General features: G+C 60.0%; 14 protein-coding genes and 1 pseudogene. 7 read left to right on the top strand and 8 right to left on the bottom strand.

Annotated elements, in window-relative coordinates; genetic code table 11:
* Nucleotides 1-84: 84 nt before the first annotated feature.
* The 3 genes from NKJ12_RS28360 to NKJ12_RS28370 are packed head-to-tail and all read right to left on the bottom strand — an operon-like array spanning nt 85 to nt 2476.
* Nucleotides 85-255: an FMN-binding negative transcriptional regulator gene (locus NKJ12_RS28360; protein ID WP_352706644.1), complete on the bottom strand. Its 171-nt coding sequence runs from the start codon at nt 253-255 to the stop codon at nt 85-87.
* A 34-nt stretch (nt 256-289) separates the two neighbouring features.
* Nucleotides 290-1192, bottom strand: coding sequence for a dihydrodipicolinate synthase family protein (locus NKJ12_RS28365; RefSeq protein ID WP_352706645.1), 903 nt, complete (start codon nt 1190-1192; stop codon nt 290-292).
* 51 nt (nt 1193-1243) lie between these two features.
* Nucleotides 1244-2476, bottom strand: coding sequence for a trans-sulfuration enzyme family protein (locus NKJ12_RS28370; RefSeq protein WP_352706648.1), 1233 nt, complete (start codon nt 2474-2476; stop codon nt 1244-1246).
* 74 nt (nt 2477-2550) lie between these two features.
* On the opposite strand from NKJ12_RS28370, the gene pdxR reads away from it, so the two are divergent.
* The 3 genes and pseudogenes from pdxR (at nt 2551) to NKJ12_RS28390 (ending at nt 5954) form a co-directional block, all read left to right on the top strand.
* On the top strand, nt 2551-4056 hold the full coding sequence (gene pdxR, locus NKJ12_RS28375) for a MocR-like pyridoxine biosynthesis transcription factor PdxR (protein ID WP_352706697.1): 1506 nt from the start codon (nt 2551-2553) through the stop codon (nt 4054-4056).
* A 158-nt stretch (nt 4057-4214) separates the two neighbouring features.
* Nucleotides 4215-4292 (top strand): annotated as a pseudogene (locus NKJ12_RS28380) (MOSC domain-containing protein); the annotation flags it as partial.
* Nucleotides 4293-5432: 1140 nt separating this feature from the next.
* Nucleotides 5433-5954, top strand: a complete 522-nt coding sequence (locus NKJ12_RS28390) for a helix-turn-helix domain-containing protein (protein WP_352706649.1) — start codon at nt 5433-5435, stop codon at nt 5952-5954.
* A 277-nt stretch (nt 5955-6231) separates the two neighbouring features.
* Here NKJ12_RS28390 and NKJ12_RS28395 read toward each other — a convergent pair whose 3' ends face one another.
* Together NKJ12_RS28395 and NKJ12_RS28400 are read right to left on the bottom strand one after the other, a co-directional pair.
* Nucleotides 6232-7287 carry a cytochrome-c peroxidase gene (locus NKJ12_RS28395; protein WP_352706651.1) on the bottom strand — a complete coding sequence of 352 codons (1056 nt, stop codon included), beginning with the start codon at nt 7285-7287 and terminating at the stop codon, nt 6232-6234.
* Between the two features lie 808 nt (nt 7288-8095).
* On the bottom strand, nt 8096-8398 hold the full coding sequence (locus tag NKJ12_RS28400; protein WP_352706652.1) for a DUF982 domain-containing protein: 303 nt from the start codon (nt 8396-8398) through the stop codon (nt 8096-8098).
* A 555-nt stretch (nt 8399-8953) separates the two neighbouring features.
* Here NKJ12_RS28400 and NKJ12_RS28405 point away from each other — a divergent pair.
* A complete protein-coding gene (locus NKJ12_RS28405) occupies nt 8954-9424 on the top strand; it encodes a Ros/MucR family transcriptional regulator (protein WP_023679671.1) in 471 nt (156 codons plus the stop codon).
* A gap of 227 nt (nt 9425-9651) precedes the next feature.
* Here NKJ12_RS28405 and NKJ12_RS28410 read toward each other — a convergent pair whose 3' ends face one another.
* Complete coding sequence (locus NKJ12_RS28410) at nt 9652-9864, bottom strand: cold-shock protein (protein WP_023679670.1); 213 nt, start codon at nt 9862-9864, stop codon at nt 9652-9654.
* A gap of 413 nt (nt 9865-10277) precedes the next feature.
* Between NKJ12_RS28410 and NKJ12_RS28415 the strand changes: the two genes are divergently transcribed.
* The 3 genes from NKJ12_RS28415 (at nt 10278) to NKJ12_RS28425 (ending at nt 15279) form a co-directional block, all read left to right on the top strand.
* Nucleotides 10278-10526: a hypothetical protein gene (locus tag NKJ12_RS28415; protein WP_352496304.1), complete on the top strand. Its 249-nt coding sequence runs from the start codon at nt 10278-10280 to the stop codon at nt 10524-10526.
* A gap of 1395 nt (nt 10527-11921) precedes the next feature.
* Nucleotides 11922-13268: a M16 family metallopeptidase gene (locus NKJ12_RS28420; protein WP_352706698.1), complete on the top strand. Its 1347-nt coding sequence runs from the start codon at nt 11922-11924 to the stop codon at nt 13266-13268.
* Nucleotides 13269-13821: 553 nt separating this feature from the next.
* Nucleotides 13822-15279, top strand: a complete 1458-nt coding sequence (locus NKJ12_RS28425; protein ID WP_502905745.1) for an NAD-dependent succinate-semialdehyde dehydrogenase — start codon at nt 13822-13824, stop codon at nt 15277-15279.
* Between the two features lie 371 nt (nt 15280-15650).
* On the opposite strand, the gene NKJ12_RS28430 is transcribed toward NKJ12_RS28425, so the two are convergent.
* Both NKJ12_RS28430 and NKJ12_RS28435 read right to left on the bottom strand, forming a co-directional pair.
* Nucleotides 15651-15977, bottom strand: coding sequence for a hypothetical protein (locus NKJ12_RS28430; protein WP_352706655.1), 327 nt, complete (start codon nt 15975-15977; stop codon nt 15651-15653).
* Between the two features lie 129 nt (nt 15978-16106).
* Complete coding sequence (locus NKJ12_RS28435) at nt 16107-18284, bottom strand: class I tRNA ligase family protein (protein ID WP_352706657.1); 2178 nt, start codon at nt 18282-18284, stop codon at nt 16107-16109.
* Nucleotides 18285-18398: the final 114 nt, after the last annotated feature.

Genomic DNA, 18398 nt, shown 5'->3' on the forward strand with positions numbered 1-18398 from the left:
AATGTGCCAAAACGCGATCACATCCTTTGAAATAAGTCACTCGAGCGAGAATGTGCACTTTCCTTCGGCACGTCTATTAATCGCTCAGGAGTAAAGGGTACCGTTTTCTCCCTGTGACGTGTCGAGTTCGAAGGGGATGTGATTGGCGTCGAGACCGCTCCGGCCATGGGTTATCAGCATGCCAAGTGCACTGTTCTCGATCAGTTCGTAGAGGACTTCTCGGCTCGGTTCATCGAAATGCGCGGGTACATACATGACAGGTTCCTTCACTGGCCGCCGGGTTCGCTGTTCACCGGTTGACATCCGATGGCAAGCGTTCCAACGCGGCGGCGATCTGGCGCTTCGCTGCTGAGGGCAGAGGCAGGATGGGACGCGGGGGGTCGGCACGGCAAATGTCGAGCAAATCGGCAAGTGCATAGACGACGCGAAGGCTCGAGAACTCCTTGAAGAGGCTCCAGAGCGGCGCAAGCGTGGCATCGATCCGTCGCGCTTCGGCCGGATCGCCCTGTTGCGCCGCCGTGACGATCTTCACGCAGACCTCGGGCAGGATGCCGGCGAGGACGCTGTACCATGTGTTGGCGCCGGCGATCATGGCCTCTGCGGCGTTCCAGTCGCCGCTGTAGCCGATCGAGAACCCTTCCGGCATAGTGCGCCTCTGGTCGGCCAGATGGCTCTTGATCGCATCGCCCTTGTCTGTCGGATTCTTGATAGCGACGATCCCCCGCACCTTTGCCAGGCGGCTGACGAGTGCTGGGGTGAAACGGAAATGCGTCGTTCCTGGATTGTCGTAGATGACGATCGGAAGGCCACTTTCGCGCGCCACCGTGGAGAAATGTTCGAACACCTCGTCATCAGTGAGCGGGGTGTAGGAGGCGGCGGCAAGCAAACCCGCAGCAGCTCCAAGGGCCTGGGCGTCTTGCGCGAGCCCCACGGCTTCATCGGTGCGCAGCGCGCCCACACCCACCACGACCGGCATTCGCCCGGCGATTTCGTCCAAGGTCTCGGCGAGCGCCCGCCGCCGTTCCTCGCGCGTCAGATACATGTATGTGCCGGTGCTGCCGAGAAGACCGATGGAATCGACCTGAGCGGCGCCAAGCCGAGCAATCAGCCTGCGCAGAGCAACGGTATCGACGCGGCCGTCACGATCGGCGGGCGTGATGGGAAACGCGGAAAGACCGCTCAGGAATGCCATGGCAAGGCTCCAGGTTTGTGCGTCAGCGCAGGACTGCCGGACGACAGGTCATCACAAGGCGTCCAGAGCCCGCCGCAGGTCCGCGACTAGGTCGTCGGCGTCTTCAAGACCCACCGAGAGACGCATGAGGTCCTCGCCCACTCCATCGGCCAGATGCGCATCCTTGCGGATCGGCTGCCGGGCACGGGTCAGGCTTGCTGGGTGATAGATGAGACTGTCGGCATCGCCGAGGCTGACGGCGCGAGTGATCAGGTTGAGCCGGTCCATCATCCGGCGCGCTCCTTCGTATCCAGCGTGGAGGCCAAAGGCCAACATGCCCGATCCGTTGGACATCTGTTTTCGCGCCGTCACCTGATCAGGGTGCGAGTCGAGGAAGGGATAACTCACCCATGCCACCGCCGGGTGCGCTTCGAGCGCCCGAGCCACCGCAAGGGCAGTGGCGCTGTGGCGTTCCATGCGCAGCGTCAGCGTCTTCAGACCGCGCAGGATCAGGAAAGCTGACATGGGCGAGAGCGCTGCGCCGGTGATGTAGCGCAGGCCCGTTTCGTGCAGCGTGCGGAGCGTTTGCGCGTCGCCGAGAATCGCCCCGCCAAGGGCATCGCCGTGCCCATTGATGTATTTGGTCAGCGAGTGGAGCACGAGGTCGGCCCCATGTTCGAGCGGCCGCTGGAGCGCGGGGGAGGCGAAGGTGCTGTCGACTGCAACCTTTACACCGCGCGCGTGGGCGCGCTCGGCAATGGCAGCGATGTCTAGGATGCGGCTCAGCGGATTCACCGGCGTCTCGAAGAAAACAAGCCGGGTCCGCTCGGTGATCGCGGCATCGAGATTGTGAGGATCGGACAGGTCGACCGCGACGACCTTGATGCCGAAGCGGGGGACCGCCTGTTCGACCATGGCAAGCGTGTTCGCATAAAGTGTCCTGTGGACGATGAGTTCATCGCCTTGGGACAGGAGCGACAAGATCAGTGTGCCGAAAGCCGCCATCCCCGAGGCAACGACCAGACCTGCCTCGGCTCCTTCCAGATTGGCGAGCCGTTGTTCGAGGATCTCCGTCGTCGGATTGTATTCGCGCGCATAGAGCCTTCCGCCAAGCGCGGCGGCGGCCTCGTTCGCTGCCACGCTTTCGAATCCATAGGTCGAGGTCAAGAAGACTGGCGGCTGAACGGCATTGGAAAAGCCGGCGGGATCGTAGCCATGATGGATCGCCCGAGTGGCGAATCCGGGACCGGTGTCGTTGAGCGACCGCGTGAGAGCATCGGTTTCCGATTGATAGGAGCGGGTCATTCGGCCTCTAAGATCTTGCTTGGGTTTCCGAAAGATTGACGGCAAACTGGCCAATGTGAAATATCCAGTTGGCGATGAATGAAATGGTCCAGTCTTCAAGTGCCGGTTCTGCAGGTCGCACGCACGCGATGGGTGCACGCCAGATCTACGAGGCTCTTCGCGAGCAGATCCTCGGCGGCGTCTATGAAACCGGTAGTCAGCTGCCGTCCTCCCGCGGCCTGGCAAATGACCTTGGGGTTTCGCGAACGACGGTGACGGTCGCCTATGACCAACTGACCGCGGAAGGCTTTATCGAAGTCCGTCAAGGCGCACGACCTCGCGTTGCATCCTCGCTGATCGGTCCTGAGACGAGCCGCACTGTCGCGAAACGAGTCGGCCCGGTTCATCTGTCCGCCTATGGCGAACGACTGCGCGTTACGCCGCCCTGGCCGGATTATCTGCCGACTGGGCTGAAGGTCGATTTCCGCTATGGCGACCTGGCGACGTCAGACTTCCCCGCATTGGTCTGGAAACGTGCGATGAACGAGGCGATGGGGCAGCGCCCGTTGCGTCTTGCCTATGACGACCCTCGCGGCTCGCGCCGGCTGCGCCAGGCGCTCCAGGGCTATCTCTGGCGCGCCCGAACCCTGAGCTGCGACCTCGAGCAGATCATCATCATCAACGGTTCGCAGCAGGGCCTCGATCTGTGCGCTCGCCTGCTTCTCGATCGTGCCGACCGCTTCGTCATCGAGGACCCGTGCTACAGGATGGCGCGTCAGGTCTTTGCCAGTACGGGTGCCTTGCCCATCCCCGTCACCGTCGACGAGGACGGGATGAAGACGGAGTTGCTGGCGGGGATCGGGGCGCGACTGGCCTATGTCACGCCATCGCATCAGTTTCCGCTGGGCGGCGTCATGCCGATCGCGCGCCGCCATCAGCTTCTGGAATGGGCGCGGCACAACAACGCCTATGTGATCGAGGACGACTACGACAGCGAATATCGCTACGACATCAATCCGGTCCCTCCGCTGCACAGTCTTGAGGACCACGGGGCTGTCATCTACCTCGGCACGATCTCCAAAACGCTCTCGCCGATGCTGCGTATCGGCTACCTCGTCGTCCCGGCGGAATTGCAGGAGGTCTTCGCTACCGCCAAACAATTCGCGGACCGGCATTCGCCGGTGGCTGAACAGGAGGCTCTGGCCTGTTTGATCGAGAGTGGCGGCTACGAAAGCCATGTGCGGCGTGTGCGCAGGCTGAACGGCGAGCGTCGGGGGACGTTGTTGGGCGCCTTGCGGCGCAGCTTCGGAGATCGCATCGCTGTCCAGGGAGCAGAGGCCGGTCTGCACGTCGTCGTTTGGTTCGACGAACTCCCGCGATCGCGGGAAACGACCCTGGTCGAAGCCGCCCGAGGCGCGGGCCTGGGGCTACACCTGATCTCGCCCCTTTACGAGCGGCAGTCGGACGAAGGCCACATCGATCGCATGGGGCTTGTAATGGGCTATGCCGCCTTGAGCATTCGGCAGATCGAGAAGGGCGTTGAGGTCCTGCGAGCGGTTGTCAGGCAGGTACAAGACGCGTTGCCGGGACACGGTGGCTAAAACGGCGGGGACGCGGCGTGCTGGCGAGGAAACCGACCCTTGGGCTGAACCGCGTTTCGTTGCAAAGCCAACTGGACTGGGAAAACGCCATACCATGCTGTTGATCAGGCCAGTTTGGCGGCAGATTTTCGTGCGAGACGAATTTCCGAAAGCGATGCATGACCCGGCAAGGAAAGCTGCTTCACATCCATATCGCGCCCGCTGCCTCCTATGAAATGGAGGATCTGGAGGAGGCGTAGCTTGTTGCCGGCCGAGGTGGGCTCGAGCACCCGCAAGACATAATCGACGATCTCTATCAGGCCTTGTCCACCGCCGAATGATGGAATTATCCAGTGCATGGTGCGGCATGCACCATGGCGACGCCAGAAGATCTGGACGCTCGACAAGCACCTTTCTTGAAACATTTCCCGAACCACCCGCGCAGCGCAAACCTCCCCATGAGAAAAGAGCATCCCATGTCTTTCACGCCATTGATTGCCCCGAGATCTAGGCCCGCTACCGGGATTTTCATCTGATCAGCATTGTGGTGCGGAACGCTGGAATCGACGTGCCGGATGCACAGGCGTTGAACGACACGATTGCGGCGGCGGAACAGGCGGCGCTTCGCGATGACGCCCAAAGGGACGCGCGTCTTGCGGCGTGGGCCGTTGCCTACGAGGCTTTCGGCACAAAGGCCAATCGAACGCCGTGCTCGGCCGCCGCGCTTCTCAAGCGGGTGCGGAAAGATGGCTCTCTCCCGCGGATTTCCCCACTGGTTGATGCCGATTGGCGGGGAAGATCTCGATCTCTACCAGGGGTCCCGAGACTTTTAATTGCGAAGGGAGCGGAGCCATTCGACACGATCGAGCAAGGTGAAATGGTAACCGAGCATCCCGAACCGGGCGAAGTCATCTGGTGCGATGATGCCGGTGTCACGTGCCGCCGCTGGAACTGGCGGCAGGGGCGGCGCACCATGGGTCACGGTCGATACCCGCGCCATGTGGCTCGTGCTGGAAGCCCTCGGCCCAATGTCAGCTATACAGATGACGGGCACCGGAGAGCATTTGATGGGACTTATCCAAGCGTTGTGCCCGGGTGCGCGAATCGAAACCGCGCGGATCGACGAGTCCACTACATCTCGTGTCCCTTAGGGCATGGCCCACCTTTCGGAGAAACACACCACTCAGCCCTGTCCGGATCTGGCGCTCCTTGCTCGCTCCGCTGGCCTACACAGTTGATTGCGAACGACCCAGAACGGCTCTCGAAAACGAGCGTCGAACGAAATCAGATCACTGCTTGTTCTCCCTTAGCGTTGTTTGGCGTACTTTTATCGCGATGCTTCCAGTGGGGATGGTCCAAATTGCGCAAGCTCGGTCGAGTGATCGCGGAGAAGCTTAATGTCGACTAAATCGAAATTCATGGAGCGGTACGGACAACGGGTGCGAACCCGGGACGTCGTCCCGGTGTCGTCAGGCTCTCCCGTCCGACTGAGTCTCAGTTTTCTTCACGGCGCGAATACTCCTGAGGCCGCCCGGATTCTCGTTAAGAGACAGCTGCCGCTCAGGACGGCCCACGCGATACTCACGGAGATGGTCGATCACGGCAAGGCGTTCGTGACGGTTCCTTGCGTCGACGACCTATTGGCACTGAAGAATGAACTGTCGTCCGCAGGCGTGATCGCGAAGGTTCATGCGCCGCGGCCGATAAGTGTTCGCGAAGTCCGGGGTCGCACGAAGCTCTCTCAGGAGGCATTCTCCGTGAGGTATGGCCTCGATCTGGCAACGCTTCGAAATTGGGAGCAAGGTCGCTCGAAACCGGATGCAGCGGCGAATACTCTCCTTTGGACCATCGCCCGGAATCCGGAAGCAGTCGAAGAATCGCTGGACATGGAGGACGGAGTGGCTGCCCCTTCGCCCTAAGGGGGCCGATCACTTCGGCGCGCGGCAATTCGGCCGCCAGCGCGATGGCCGGCCGCCGCGCGGTATCGACAGCGCGCGAGCCTCATGCGTCAGACGCCTTCCTTGGCATGTCGCACGCCAGATCCCAAACATGATTCCACCGCAACGAGCTGGTGACGGAAGCAGTGTCTGCACTTTGGAAACGAGCCATTTGCGTTCTCATGGACGTCGCGACTCGTCTCGTCCAGTAAAAGTCGCAATCATTGTCAATTGCGATGTTCCGCAGTCAGCTGGCCGTTTATTTTCCTAAGATCTGCGTTATAGGCCGGGGTGTTGTCGCCGTTTCGGCGGGTAAGATGGGATAGGCGACCTCGGGTGCCTTTCCGGTTAGCGAGTTGAGGAAGGCAACAAGCAGGTCGACTTCTTCGTCCGCCAGTACCACGCCAAGCTGGGTGGTTCCCATGATGGCAACGGCCTGTTTCAGATCCCAAACCTTGCCCGAATGAAAGTATGGCGCGGTGAGTGCAACGTTGCGCAGCGGCGCCACGCGGAAAACATAGGAATCGTCGGCTGCATTGGTGACCGCAAATCGGCCCATGTCTTTTTCCGGCAGGACCTCGGCGCTGGGCTGTTCCACGAGGCCGAATGGGTAATAGGCTTCCCCACCAACGTTGATGCCGGCATGGCAGGACGAGCAGCCTTTGTCCATGAAAAGCGCCAGGCCCTGTTTCTGTTCGGAAGTCATGGCAAGCTCATCACCATTCAGGAAGCCGTCGAAGGGGGCCGGCGTGACCAGTGTCGCCTCGAAGGCTTCGATTGCCTTGGCGAAGTTGTCGAAGGTGACCCGATCGGCTTCAGCCGGAAAAGCTGCATCGAACCACTCGACATATTGCGGCATGGACTTGAGCGTGGCGATGACTTGGCCCGGTGTATTGGCCATTTCGATGCCGGCTTGGACCGGTCCCTTCGCCTGAGCCTTCAGGTCTGCGGCACGACCATCCCAGAACTGGGCGATGTTGAAGACAGCGTTCAGTACAGTCGGCGCGTTGCGCTGTCCCTTCTGCCAACCATGGCCGATCGAGGTTTCATGATTGTCGTCGCCACCGGTGGCCAAGTTGTGGCACGAGTTGCACGACAAGACGCCTGACGCCGAGACGCGTGGATCGAAGAACAGTGCCTTGCCGAGGGCGATCTTCTCCGGTGTGATCGGGTTGTTAGCGACTACCGGCGTGGTGGGTGGCAAAGCCTTGAAAGTGGCCAGTGCCGTTTCTCTGAGGTCTGCGGGGATCGAATCCGCAGCAAAAGCGATGGCTGTCAGCAAGGGGACAGCCATCGTACTGAATAGGATTTTCATAAATGATCTCGCTGCGTCGTGCACGCAGCCACTCTGGGATATGCGGCTCATGAACGCCCTGCGCTAGATCAGTTGCGGGAGAGGACCGGGTGGTCTGACACCTGTTTTCGCGGCAGAGCTTGGACCGTCCCGGAATTGAACGCTCTTCTCGATTGGATTTCAGGGAGGCGGAGGATTGCTGCTCGGCAAGCGGCGGCGCCGGAGCCCGGAGCCGTGCTTCGGTTCTCTCTGCGCCTTCAACTATGAAGAAATCGGGGCCACCTGTCCGATTCGGTTTGGGGCCGGTTATCTGTTCCGCAGCAGGTCCTGCTCGACTTCCGCCTGCCTTCGCCAGATCGACGTGGCCCCAAATCGATCCGCGATAGTGTCTTGTAGCACCTTTGCGGGACGATCTTATTTCGACTGTAGAGGGCCGTTTCGGGTGAGCAAAATTACACGAATTTCAAAGGGCGCCCGAGTAGCTGTTTTGATTGGCTTGTGAGGCCTATAGCCTCCATCGAGCGAATATTGGCAGACGACGGAGCACAATTTTGGCTTCGTTTATCAGCTTCAATGGGCCAACTGCTTTGCTATAATTACAGGGCAATTTACCGTCATGAATTCGAGAGAACCAAGTCCCACGCAGTGATTTTCACACCAGAAGCGTTGCAGTCCTGTCGCGAGAAGCTGGTTTACAACAAGATGATTAACGTCGCCATAGCGCGCAAAATATTGTTTGTTCGCTATAGTACGCTCCAGATGCCGGCGAAATCTCGATACAATAACCTCGTCGGCGTTCCCGCTCCGGCTTCAGATACGACTGCGACGCCTATACTTGCGCTTTTCCACTGCCCGACATGCAGGCAGCGAGCCATTGCATCGCGGAGGTTGCATCTTCCAATATGGCGACCTGTTCCCCAAAGCGGAAAAAAGTCTTGCGCGCTGCGCTCGCAGGTATTCGTCCGTTGTATGCATCAAAGCACGCCGTGAGAGCGGCTTCGTAGATCCGGTCTCTGCCATCTTCTGGCCATTCGTTGAGAAAATCGATAGCATCCGCAGGACTGGCAATCTCTTGCACGATGTGCGCTGCCCGCCTTACGGAAAGTGGGCTGCTGAAAGTCCCTGAGCTCATTCGTTCCTCCCGACCTGCTGAACCGCTAGTTTGCGTGAACAGGCGCCTCCTCTACACCCGCCCACCATTGCGGAATGTGTTGTCACAGCGATAGCGGTTCAATAGCAAAGCAGCGGCGTGATGTCCTCGGTTTACCAGCGGGCCACCCTAATATCCTGCTGCGAGAGCGGCTCACCGGATGAATCTACATCGTTTCGACCATTGCGAATCAACGCTTGATAGTTCCTCCACGCGCCATCAGGAAGCGGCCACTGCTCTGCCACCGATTTCACAGCCAAAGAGAGGATGGCGAAACAGAAATAGCCCGCTTCGTTTCGAGATTACTGGTCATTTCGGCGCAAAGCTTACGGCCGAGACGCGCCTGAAAATGCGCAAGCACCGCGGCAGCTCGCCAACAACGGACCGATCAACGGTCACGACGGCGGGATACCGCGCCGTAGATCTCGCTGGACGAACATCGCAATAATCCTGTCGAGACCTTTGTTGCTTTCAGCGGCGACCGCCACTATGAAGCGACGCTTCGCCGACTGTGTTTCACGCCGCCTGGAGAGTTTCATGACAGAAGAAGCCGAAAAAAACATCGACACCCTCATCGAGCTCACGGCCGATGTCGTCTCAGCCTATGTCTCCAACAATCCGATCCCGGTGGGGGATCTCCCTGCCCTCATCGGCCAAGTGCACGCGGCTCTGAAAGGGACGGCGGAAGGTGTCTCTGCAAAAGAGCCGGTTGCCCTTACGCCTGCAGTCCCGATCAGGAAGTCGGTGACACCGGACTACATCATCTCCCTTGAAGACGGGAAGAAATTCAAATCGCTAAAGCGCCATCTGTCGACCCACTATGGGCTGACGCCGGATGGATATCGGGCCAAATGGGGCCTACCGGCGGATTATCCCATGGTCGCGCCGAACTACGCCGCGGCGCGCTCTTCATTGGCCAAGACGATGGGGCTCGGCCGCAAACCGAAAGCGCCGGAAGCACCGGAGCCGGCGCCGACGAAGCGAACCCGCAAGAAGGTCGCGGCTTGATTTCGGCAATCGAGATTCGGTCTGGAGCGTTGCAGCCATCGGCTTAATCTGCGCGTCATATAAAAAGGCGGGGCCTACCCCGCCTTCCTTTCAAACAACTGCGTTTCATAAGGAATTCGCGACGCCTGCAGCAATCTGCTGCCCTCAGTTTTTGCTCGCTCCTATCGAGCGGCCGTGAGGACCTCCGGACCTACGCGCCCACTCTTGCCAGGACGCAGGAGAAAATTTCAACCAGCTTTGCTGAGGCTGCCAGCGGAGGATTTGCCAGTGCGGCGGTCCTGCTCGATCTCATAGTTGATCTTCTGGCCGTCAGCGAGGGTCGAGAGGCCCGCGCGTTCGACAGCGGAAATGTGGACGAAAACATCCGGACCGCCATTGTCGGGCTGGATAAATCCAAACCCCTTGGTGCTGTTGAACCACTTTACCGTTCCAGTCGGCATATACGTATTCCTTTTTAACAATTGCAACGCGGGCAGGCCATTAGGGCCAGCCCGATTCATAGCCGAAACTTAGGCGCAGCAGAACGAAAAATTTCAAGGCCCGGCTTGATTGGTCGGCGGCAACTGGCGCACTCCATCGCGACCGCCTACAGCCAGCAGGCTCTGGCATGGCCCAAAGCACCCGATCTTCGAGCGCTCCCGCCACGTGCTACGGCTGGTCCTTGGAGACCGATCACGGGACGTACGACCTGCCGATGCTCGTAGAATGCGCTGACGTCGACCCAACTACATCGCGCACTAAGCGCCCTCGCCGCGTGACGCCTTATTCGTCGGGCCACCAGGTCAGCGGCTGGGTGGTTCACGGGCCCACCTTCGTGCATAACCCCTTGGCAAGCGCTTGAAGGAGTTTCGCATTGGATTGTTTCAAGACGATCGAGGGTCTAATCGATGCGGCCAGCGCGGATGCGATCGATAAGGCGCGCGTTTTGCTGGATCAGTTCAAGGGTAAGTCAGAAACAATCGCCCAAGCGATCGACGACTTCCTACTTGATTTGATGACCTTTCTGTTTGTGGTAGAAGCTACCCACGAGCGGTTCCACAATCCGGCGCGGCGGTTGGCGCGCATCAGAATGAGCAGGATCAGGCTATTGTTGACTGGATAGCCTTAAGCTCAGAGGCCGCCCCGATTAGAGAGGCCTTTGCAGCAGGCGCCAGGCCATCTTGCCGCATGAGGCCGGCGGAAGATGCGGACTGCTGAAAATAGACGGTAAGCTGCGATGCCTACCTGCCGCAAGGGCATCGCGGTTTAAACACGCGAACCCGCTATGCGGATCAGTCTGATCGGCCCTATGCCGCGCGCTACATAGGCCGATCCGCACAGCAAAGCGATGACGGCCCAAGACTATTTTGATGTCATCGGATTTCAAGATGGCCACAATCTCAAAAGCCCATTTGACGAACCTGCGATGTTGACGGACGTTACCTGTAATCAGCCTCCGACAACGGGTCTGTTTGAAATCAATGACGGTGGCTTGTAGGCGGCCGGCAAAACTTTTTCGTGACGTTGCTATATTTGCACGTCTCAGTTTGGGATCGCAGATGGCTCTGACAAAGTCCCGTTCTCTTGGAGTCCTGACGCTCGAACGAGTGCTGGCCTCCAGCGACACGCCGTCGCTAGGACCGCCCGGTTCGCTGGTGAATCCGTCAACATTTGACTTTCGGATCATCTGGGAAACTGTGTCCGGCGCTTGGGCGGAATCTGTTTTCTCCTCAAGTTCGACCAAGGCCCCACGCAAACGATCCCTGTTCCGCAGCAACTCATCACGCGCAACGACTTCGGGCAAGCTCATCCGCCAAAAGCGCTCAACGCATCCTTCTTTCTCGCCTGATGTCCTACGATCTTCGTTTCCAGCGCCTCGCGAACATTCCCTAACTGTTGCAGATCCTTGATGAGATCCGTCTTCGCGCGCGAAAAGGCTCCACGCGCTCGAACCCGCCACGCTCCTGTCTCCTCTGCCGTTCAGCCTCGACCCTGGCGTGCCTGTCGAGGACAGCCTTCCGCTGGGGCGACCAACAGCTAAATTCTCACTCACTCAGTGCAGCGGCTATTCGAAGCGCATCCTATGCCGCTCCCCCGGCAGCGGGCCCAATCGTCTTCCGAACGAAGGAGATATCGTCCCAAGCCGCGCGCGCGTCGCGTTCGGCCCTGTCCAATGTCCGACGATGTCGAATACGCAACATAGCAGCGCCCGATTTATCGCATGCCTCGAACGGTTTTCTGATCTGGCGCAGTTCATGCCTAGTCATCCGCAAACGCGTCACGCACCAAGGAGAAGTCGCCCCCCATGATCAAATCACCAAGAAATACCGCCGCAGGTCTCCTGGGTTCATCCAAAGACGAGGCTCGAGTAAGGCCTAGCATTGCTCATCTGGCTCGGCGCTGCCCGCCGATCCTCCCACGGGGGGAGACGAGGACGCAGCGCCTTCATCAAAATGAGGAACAAATCACTTTGCCTCGAACCTTGCCTTTCGACCAGCCAGCACAACCGGAGCCATCGATCAAACTTCGGTCCCCCTGGCTGCGCAAGGCATTCATTGCCACCGCGCTGGCCCTGGTGACGACCGCTCCGGCTCCGGCCGCCACCGACGACTGCAAAGTGACGGATTTCCTGCTCGACAACGGCATGGAAGTGGTCGTCATCCCCGATCACCGCGCGCCGATCGTCACTCATATGGTCTGGTACAAGATCGGCAGCGCCGACGAGCCACCGGGCAAATCCGGCATTGCCCATTTCCTCGAGCGTCTGATGTTCAAGGCGACGACCAACCACGCCGCCGGCGAGTTCGACCGAGCCGTCTCAGCCATCGGCGGCTACAATAACGCCTTCACGGCCTATGACTACACCACCTTCCTCGAGACGGTGGCGCCCTCGGCGTTGGGTGAGATGATGGGCTTCGAGGCCGATCGCATGTTCAACCTCATCCTCAACGACGATGATATCAAGACCGAGCGCGACGTGATCCTGGAGGAGCGCCGTTGGCGCAGAGAGACGAACCCGCAGGCTCTGCTGGACGAGGAGGTCAACGCGACGTTGCGGCAGAACCAGCCCTACCGCATTCCGGTCATCGGCTGGATGCAGGAGATGGAGAAGCTGAACGGCACCGACGCATTCACCATCTACAACAAATACTACCGACCGAACAATGCCGTGCTGGTGGTGGCCGGCGACGTAGAGCCTGAGACGGTGAAGGCGCTGGCCGAGAAGACCTATGGCAAGGTTGTGCGCGGGCCGGACCTGCCCCCGCGCAACCGCCCGGTCGAGCCGGAGCAGAACACCAGGCGCACAGTGACGCTGACCGATGCGCGCGTTTCGGTGCCGAGCTTTTCCACTCAATGGGTGGTGCCGTCCTATCATACGGCAGAGCCCGGCGAGGCCGAGGCGCTCGACCTGCTGGCCGAGATCCTCGGCGGCGGCAACCGCAGCCGGCTCTATCAGGAGCTTGTCGTCAAGCAAGGCATAGCCTCGGCGGCCGGCGCCTTCTTCCAGGGCACCATGCTAGACGACACCAATTTCACCATCTCCGGCTCGCCGCGCGGCGATGCAAAGCTCGTCGATCTCGAAGCGGCGGCCGTTGCCGAAGTCGCCCGGATCGCCAAGTATGGCGTCACCAGCGACGAGCTGGACAAGGCCAAAGACCGCTATATCCGCTCGGTGATTTGTGCGCACGACGAGCTGGACCAAATCGCCAACATTTATGGCAAAACGCTCACCACCGGTGGCAATGTGAAGGACGTGCTCGAGAGGCCGGACCGCGTCCGCAAGGTCACCACCGAAGAGGTCAAGGCGGTCGCCGCGCGTTATCTGGTGCTCGACCATTCGACCACAGGCTATCTTTTGCCGTAGCAACAGGCGGGAAATTGATCATGAGCTCCATCCCCATGCGCATGCGCCGCCCGGTCTTCCCTTCACCCCTTGTGGAGAAGGGAAGACCTGGCGCGCCTTCGCCACCCTGTCTCTCTCCATCCTCTTTTTCATCTTGCGGGCGCTCGCCCGGTAAACGGGATCTGTTTAAAGCCGCGAGGAGCGGTTTTCGCGGGCCTTGTCAGGCATTTGCCGGTGCAGGTGTCATTATTGGGGTGCGCTCCTCCTCAGGCCAGCCTCTCTTCGAGTCGATAGAGTCGCCGATTCGTGGTCCGCAGATTGTAGGCGCAGGCCACCAGCATCCACTCCGCGCGGCTGGCGAAGCCGATGTCCGTTGTTCAATCGTTCGACTAGTAGAACCGCGAGGCATCTTCTAGCGTATTCAGGTATTCTCCCTTTCCAGTTGGGTACCGTGGTCTACCAGCTGTCTGGCCGAGGCCCTATAAGAAACCCGGACGTCGCGGAGTACACACCGCACCTGCTATATATACCTGCTGCGTTGAGGAGGAATCCGGTATTGCCCCTGTGCCTGCCGATGATCCGTCACCTGAGATCCCCTGACCTGTTTGGACCCATTGATCGCCTGCCGGCACTTGGCACGCGGACTAGCGAGCGGACATTCGAGGTCCTCAACCCGTCGACTGGCGAAGTGCTGGCAGAACTACCCGACATGGGTGTCGAGGAGACATGCGCTGCGATCGACAAGGCCTATGTCGCTCAGCCTGGATGGGCAGGGTTGACCGCACGTGAGCGCAGCGACGTTCTATGGCGATGGCATCAGTTGATCATCGACCACGCCGACGATCTCGCTGCGATTCTCACCGCGGAGATGGGCAAGCCGCTTTCAGAAGCCAAGTCGGAGATATCGCATGCTGCGGCGTATTTGCAATGGTACGCCGAGGAGGCCAATCGCGTCTATGGCGAGACGATCTCCGCACCATCGATGGACCGCCGAATGCTGGTAATCAAGCAGCCCATCGGAGTTGTTGGCACGATAACGCCATGGAATTTCCCGGCCTCGATGGTGGCGCGCAAAATCTCGCCAGCCTTGGCGGCGGGCTGCACGATCGTCCTCAAGCCCGCTGAACAGACGCCGCTCGTGGCGGGAGCAATGTTCGCCCTCGCCCATCAGGCTGGCTTTCCCGAAGGCGTCGTCAACCTGATCTATGCGTCCGAAGGTGACGCGGTCGGCCGCGAACTTTGTACCAATCCCAAGGTCCGCAAGATTAGCTTCACCGGGTCGACTGAGATCGGGCGCCTTCTCATGCGCCAGTGCTCGGACCAGATCAAAAAAGTCAGCCTTGAGCTCGGCGGCAATGCACCTTTCATCGTCTTCGATGATGCCGATATCGATGCCGCGGTTGACGGTGCGATCCAGGCGAAGTTCCGCAATGCCGGCCAGACCTGCGTTTCGGCGAACCGCCTTTACGTCCAGTCGGGCGTTCACGACGAGTTCGTCGAGAAATTCGTGCAACGGGCTCGCCAACTTCAAGTTGGTGACGGTTTCGCTCCCGGAGTGGACATCGGACCGCTCATCGACAAGCACGCTTTGGCCAAGATCGAATCCCATATTGCCGATGCCGTCGCCAAAGGCGGCGCAATTCGATGCGGGGGCAAACGCATCGGCACGAATGGCACGTTTTTCCAACCGACAGTCCTGACCGGTGTCTCCAGCGAGATGACCGTCGCGCAAGAAGAGACATTCGGGCCGCTGGCACCGATTATTCGCTTCAAAGATGCGGATCAGGTCGTGCGTGAGGCCAACGACACGATCTATGGCCTCGCGGCCTACTTTTATGCCTCCAACCTGAAGCGTGTCTGGCGTGTGGCCGAGGCCTTGGAATATGGAATGGTCGGGGTAAATACCGGCCGGATGTCTTCAGAAGCGGCGCCGTTCGGTGGGATAAAACAGTCCGGCATCGGGCGGGAGGGATCCCGCCATGGCCTCGAGGACTACCTCGAAATGAAATATCTCTGCATGGGCGGCATCTGAATTTTCGGCTTGCAGGGTTCACAGCCGGTAACCTAGCGAGCGATCTCCAAATATGTGAATTGTAGGATCGCTCCTCGATTGGGAACTGAGGGGCGGCTTCGTACCCGACCAAACCCGCAATCCTGAAGGAACACCCTGGCTGGACTTATCTCTCGACGAGACAAGCGTCTGCATTGTCGGCGAAGACGGCGTGCATGTGACGGAGGATACGCTTGCGAGGGATTTGGCGGCCCTCGCCGAGTATCTTCAGGCGACGGGCTGTCGTTGCGCGGGTATGGTTGGAAGCTTGTGCACCATCGCGATCGTGAACGCTGGTTGTGCGCAATATCCGGTTTCTGGGGCAGAATTTTGAACCTGCTACCTTCCGATTGTCAGTAGCTCAGTTGTTCTTCGGCCGACTGCCGCACCAGTACAGGCTCGGACAGAATCGAAGATACCATCAGGCAGGCATTCGCATTCGACATTTCCGGTGATCGGCGCACGATCCAGGGCGCGCCAGGTTGACCAAGCGCCTCGAACCGCATGACAGTCTTGACCGGCTGGAGGACGGAAATCCCGCGATGCCGAAGAGGTTGGTCGGCAGTCGAGCCCACACGGCATTTGCGGCACGAAACAGCAAGGGCTGGGAAGCGATCGGCCGAGCGGTCCTCGAAGGCGCGGGCCAGGGTGTCGACGATGCGTTGGTTCAGGTCCGCCAATCTGGTCTCTACCGTCTGATAGCGGCTTCGGTCGCCAGTGACAGCGAGTAAAGATATTTGGCATCATCGGCTTTGATTGCCGCGCAGATCTGGTCGAGATTGGGATAGCTCACTGGTGCACCTTTGGGCTCATAGTGCTTCGTCCTCATCGAGATGAGGATTGCCGGATTTGGCGTAGAACACCAACACGGGTCCGAGATCAAAGCGCGTCCCGGGCGCAAGGCGCTGGACGGACCGGGGCCATGTTTCGTCTGAGACGCCATCGATGCCTCGCGCCAGAGTTCTGGCGAATCGGGGCATCAGCGGAGCGAGTGTCGGTGCTAGGATCGCAGCGGCCGTCGTCTGAAGGGCTAGCGAAGTCCGATTGCGGGCGGGATAGAAACGTCGCGCCGCCGCATAGTCTTGCGCCCGACGGTAGATCACGCAATCGCGCACGAAATCGCAGACCTGAGCGGCCGCGCGCCTGACCGAGAAGCCTTCGTCCGAATAGGCGCGCTCCATCGCCGCGCGATAGATCTCTATCCGAGCAAAGAAGGCGCGGTCGACCGGGCTCCAGTCGCCTGCATCGGGTACACGGCCGGCAAAATCCTGCTTGGTTTCCTGGTTCAACGCATCAAGCCAGTTCAGCCAAACCCCTTGGAACACCTCGTTCTCGGTGCGGCGCAGCGCGTCCAGCGTGAAATCCGTCCGCTCACCTTCCGGGCGTGTCAGGCCCAAATGGAGGCGCACGACGTCGACTGTCTTTGGGCTCAGAACCTCCTTGCCCCAGACCGCATGGCGGCAGCTGGTTGAGAACTTTTTGCCGTCGAGCAGGTAGAACTCGTTGACGTGATAGTGGATGCGTGGCGTCCAGTGGGAGAAGACCTCGGCGTAAAGAGCGGGGTAGAGTAGCGCGTGGTAGAACGAATTGTCGAAGCCGAAGAAATGGACAATCTGCCAGTCGTTGCCGGGCATCTCCGCCTTCCAGTCGCGACCCAGCAAGCGGCCGAGCGCCTGGATGTTGTAAAGAAAACCGAAGGCCATTTCGGGCCAGACCCAGATCACTTGCCCCGGGAACCCTTCGGCCGGCAGGCCCCAGTCCGAGGGGTGGGTAATGGGCACTGAAAAGTTGCCGCGTCGGCGTAGGCGCGCAAAGAGATCCAAGATCCGTAGCGGGACGCCCGACGCCCTTAGATGCCGGTCGATATTGTCGTAGCATCGGTCCAAGGCAAGTTCCGGGCGGCGGACGGAGCCGACCAGCGGCGCCTCGGCAGACTGCCGTGACCGGGCTGCACCCAAGTCGTGGCAAAGGTTTGGGGCGCCGCATTCCTCGCAGATATTGCCACCGGCGGAGCCGCCGCAATCGGGGCAGAGGCCGCTAACATTCGGCTCGTAAAGATAGTGGCCTGTCACAGCATCGAAAAGCGCAGGGCTCTGGCGCAGATCTACCGCCGTGCTGCTCAGAAGACTGCGGAAACACGCGGCTTGAAACGCGCCGTAACCGTCATCGCCCATTGTGGGTTGGAAGCTGTGGACGTCACAATCGAGAAGTGCAAGCGTGGCGCGAATCTCGTCGGCGTAGTAGCGCGCCACGTTTGCAGGCGTCGATTGATCGGCATCGGCGCGTATCGTGACGTAGCTCTGGTTATCATCGCTTCCAGTGAGGTGATATGCTTCGACTCCTTTCATGCGCAGGAAACGAGTATAGACGTCGGCGCCGAAATAGGGGCCAGAAAGATGCCCCAGATGCAGATCGCCATTTGGCGTTGGCGGCGTGGAGAAGACGAAGATCGGCCCGCGTGGAGCCGTGGTCTTTGCAGCGGCATCAAGGGCGGCCTCGCCGTCTCGCCAGTAGACATCGACGAAATCTAGGTCTTCGTTTCCGTCGTTGCGCAGCACATGCGCTTCAAAAGGGTGGAACAGAACGACATCGCCCGCCTCGACCGGGATTTCCCCAAGGTCGGTCCTGACCTTGCCCGATCCTGACAGGATCACGAAGGCCTCGAGTTCGTCGTGCCGATGGGGCTCGGATGTAACGCCCGGTGCCACCCTACCGAACGAAAACCCCGTGCCGGCGCTTCCCGTTCCAAGCGTGGCCATGTTGATACCGAACGCCCGCGACAGCGTCGTTCGAGAAAGCGTAGATTTCCGCATGACAAACCTAATCAGTTGAAACAGTGGCATCTCCCGATGCCAACGCAATAGCCTCTTGTGCAAGTTGCGCAGAGAAGCGGCAGCCCAACCCGTTGGCGGCCCCGGCCAGAATAATGCGGCTCTGGGCCGCCAGGCGGGCGACGAGGGGGGCGCCAGTCGGGCTGTAGGCGTCATAGAAGACCGCCCTGCGACCACCTCCACAATCCACGTGCCAAAGCGTCGTAACGGGCTGCGGTCGATGCTCCGCGAGCGCGCAAATCAGAACGCCATACTCTCCGCGCATTTTTG

Origin of the sequence: Mesorhizobium sp. M0195, from assembly GCF_040322115.1 — a bacterium.
In the GTDB taxonomy this organism is placed as follows: domain Bacteria; phylum Pseudomonadota; class Alphaproteobacteria; order Rhizobiales; family Rhizobiaceae; genus Mesorhizobium.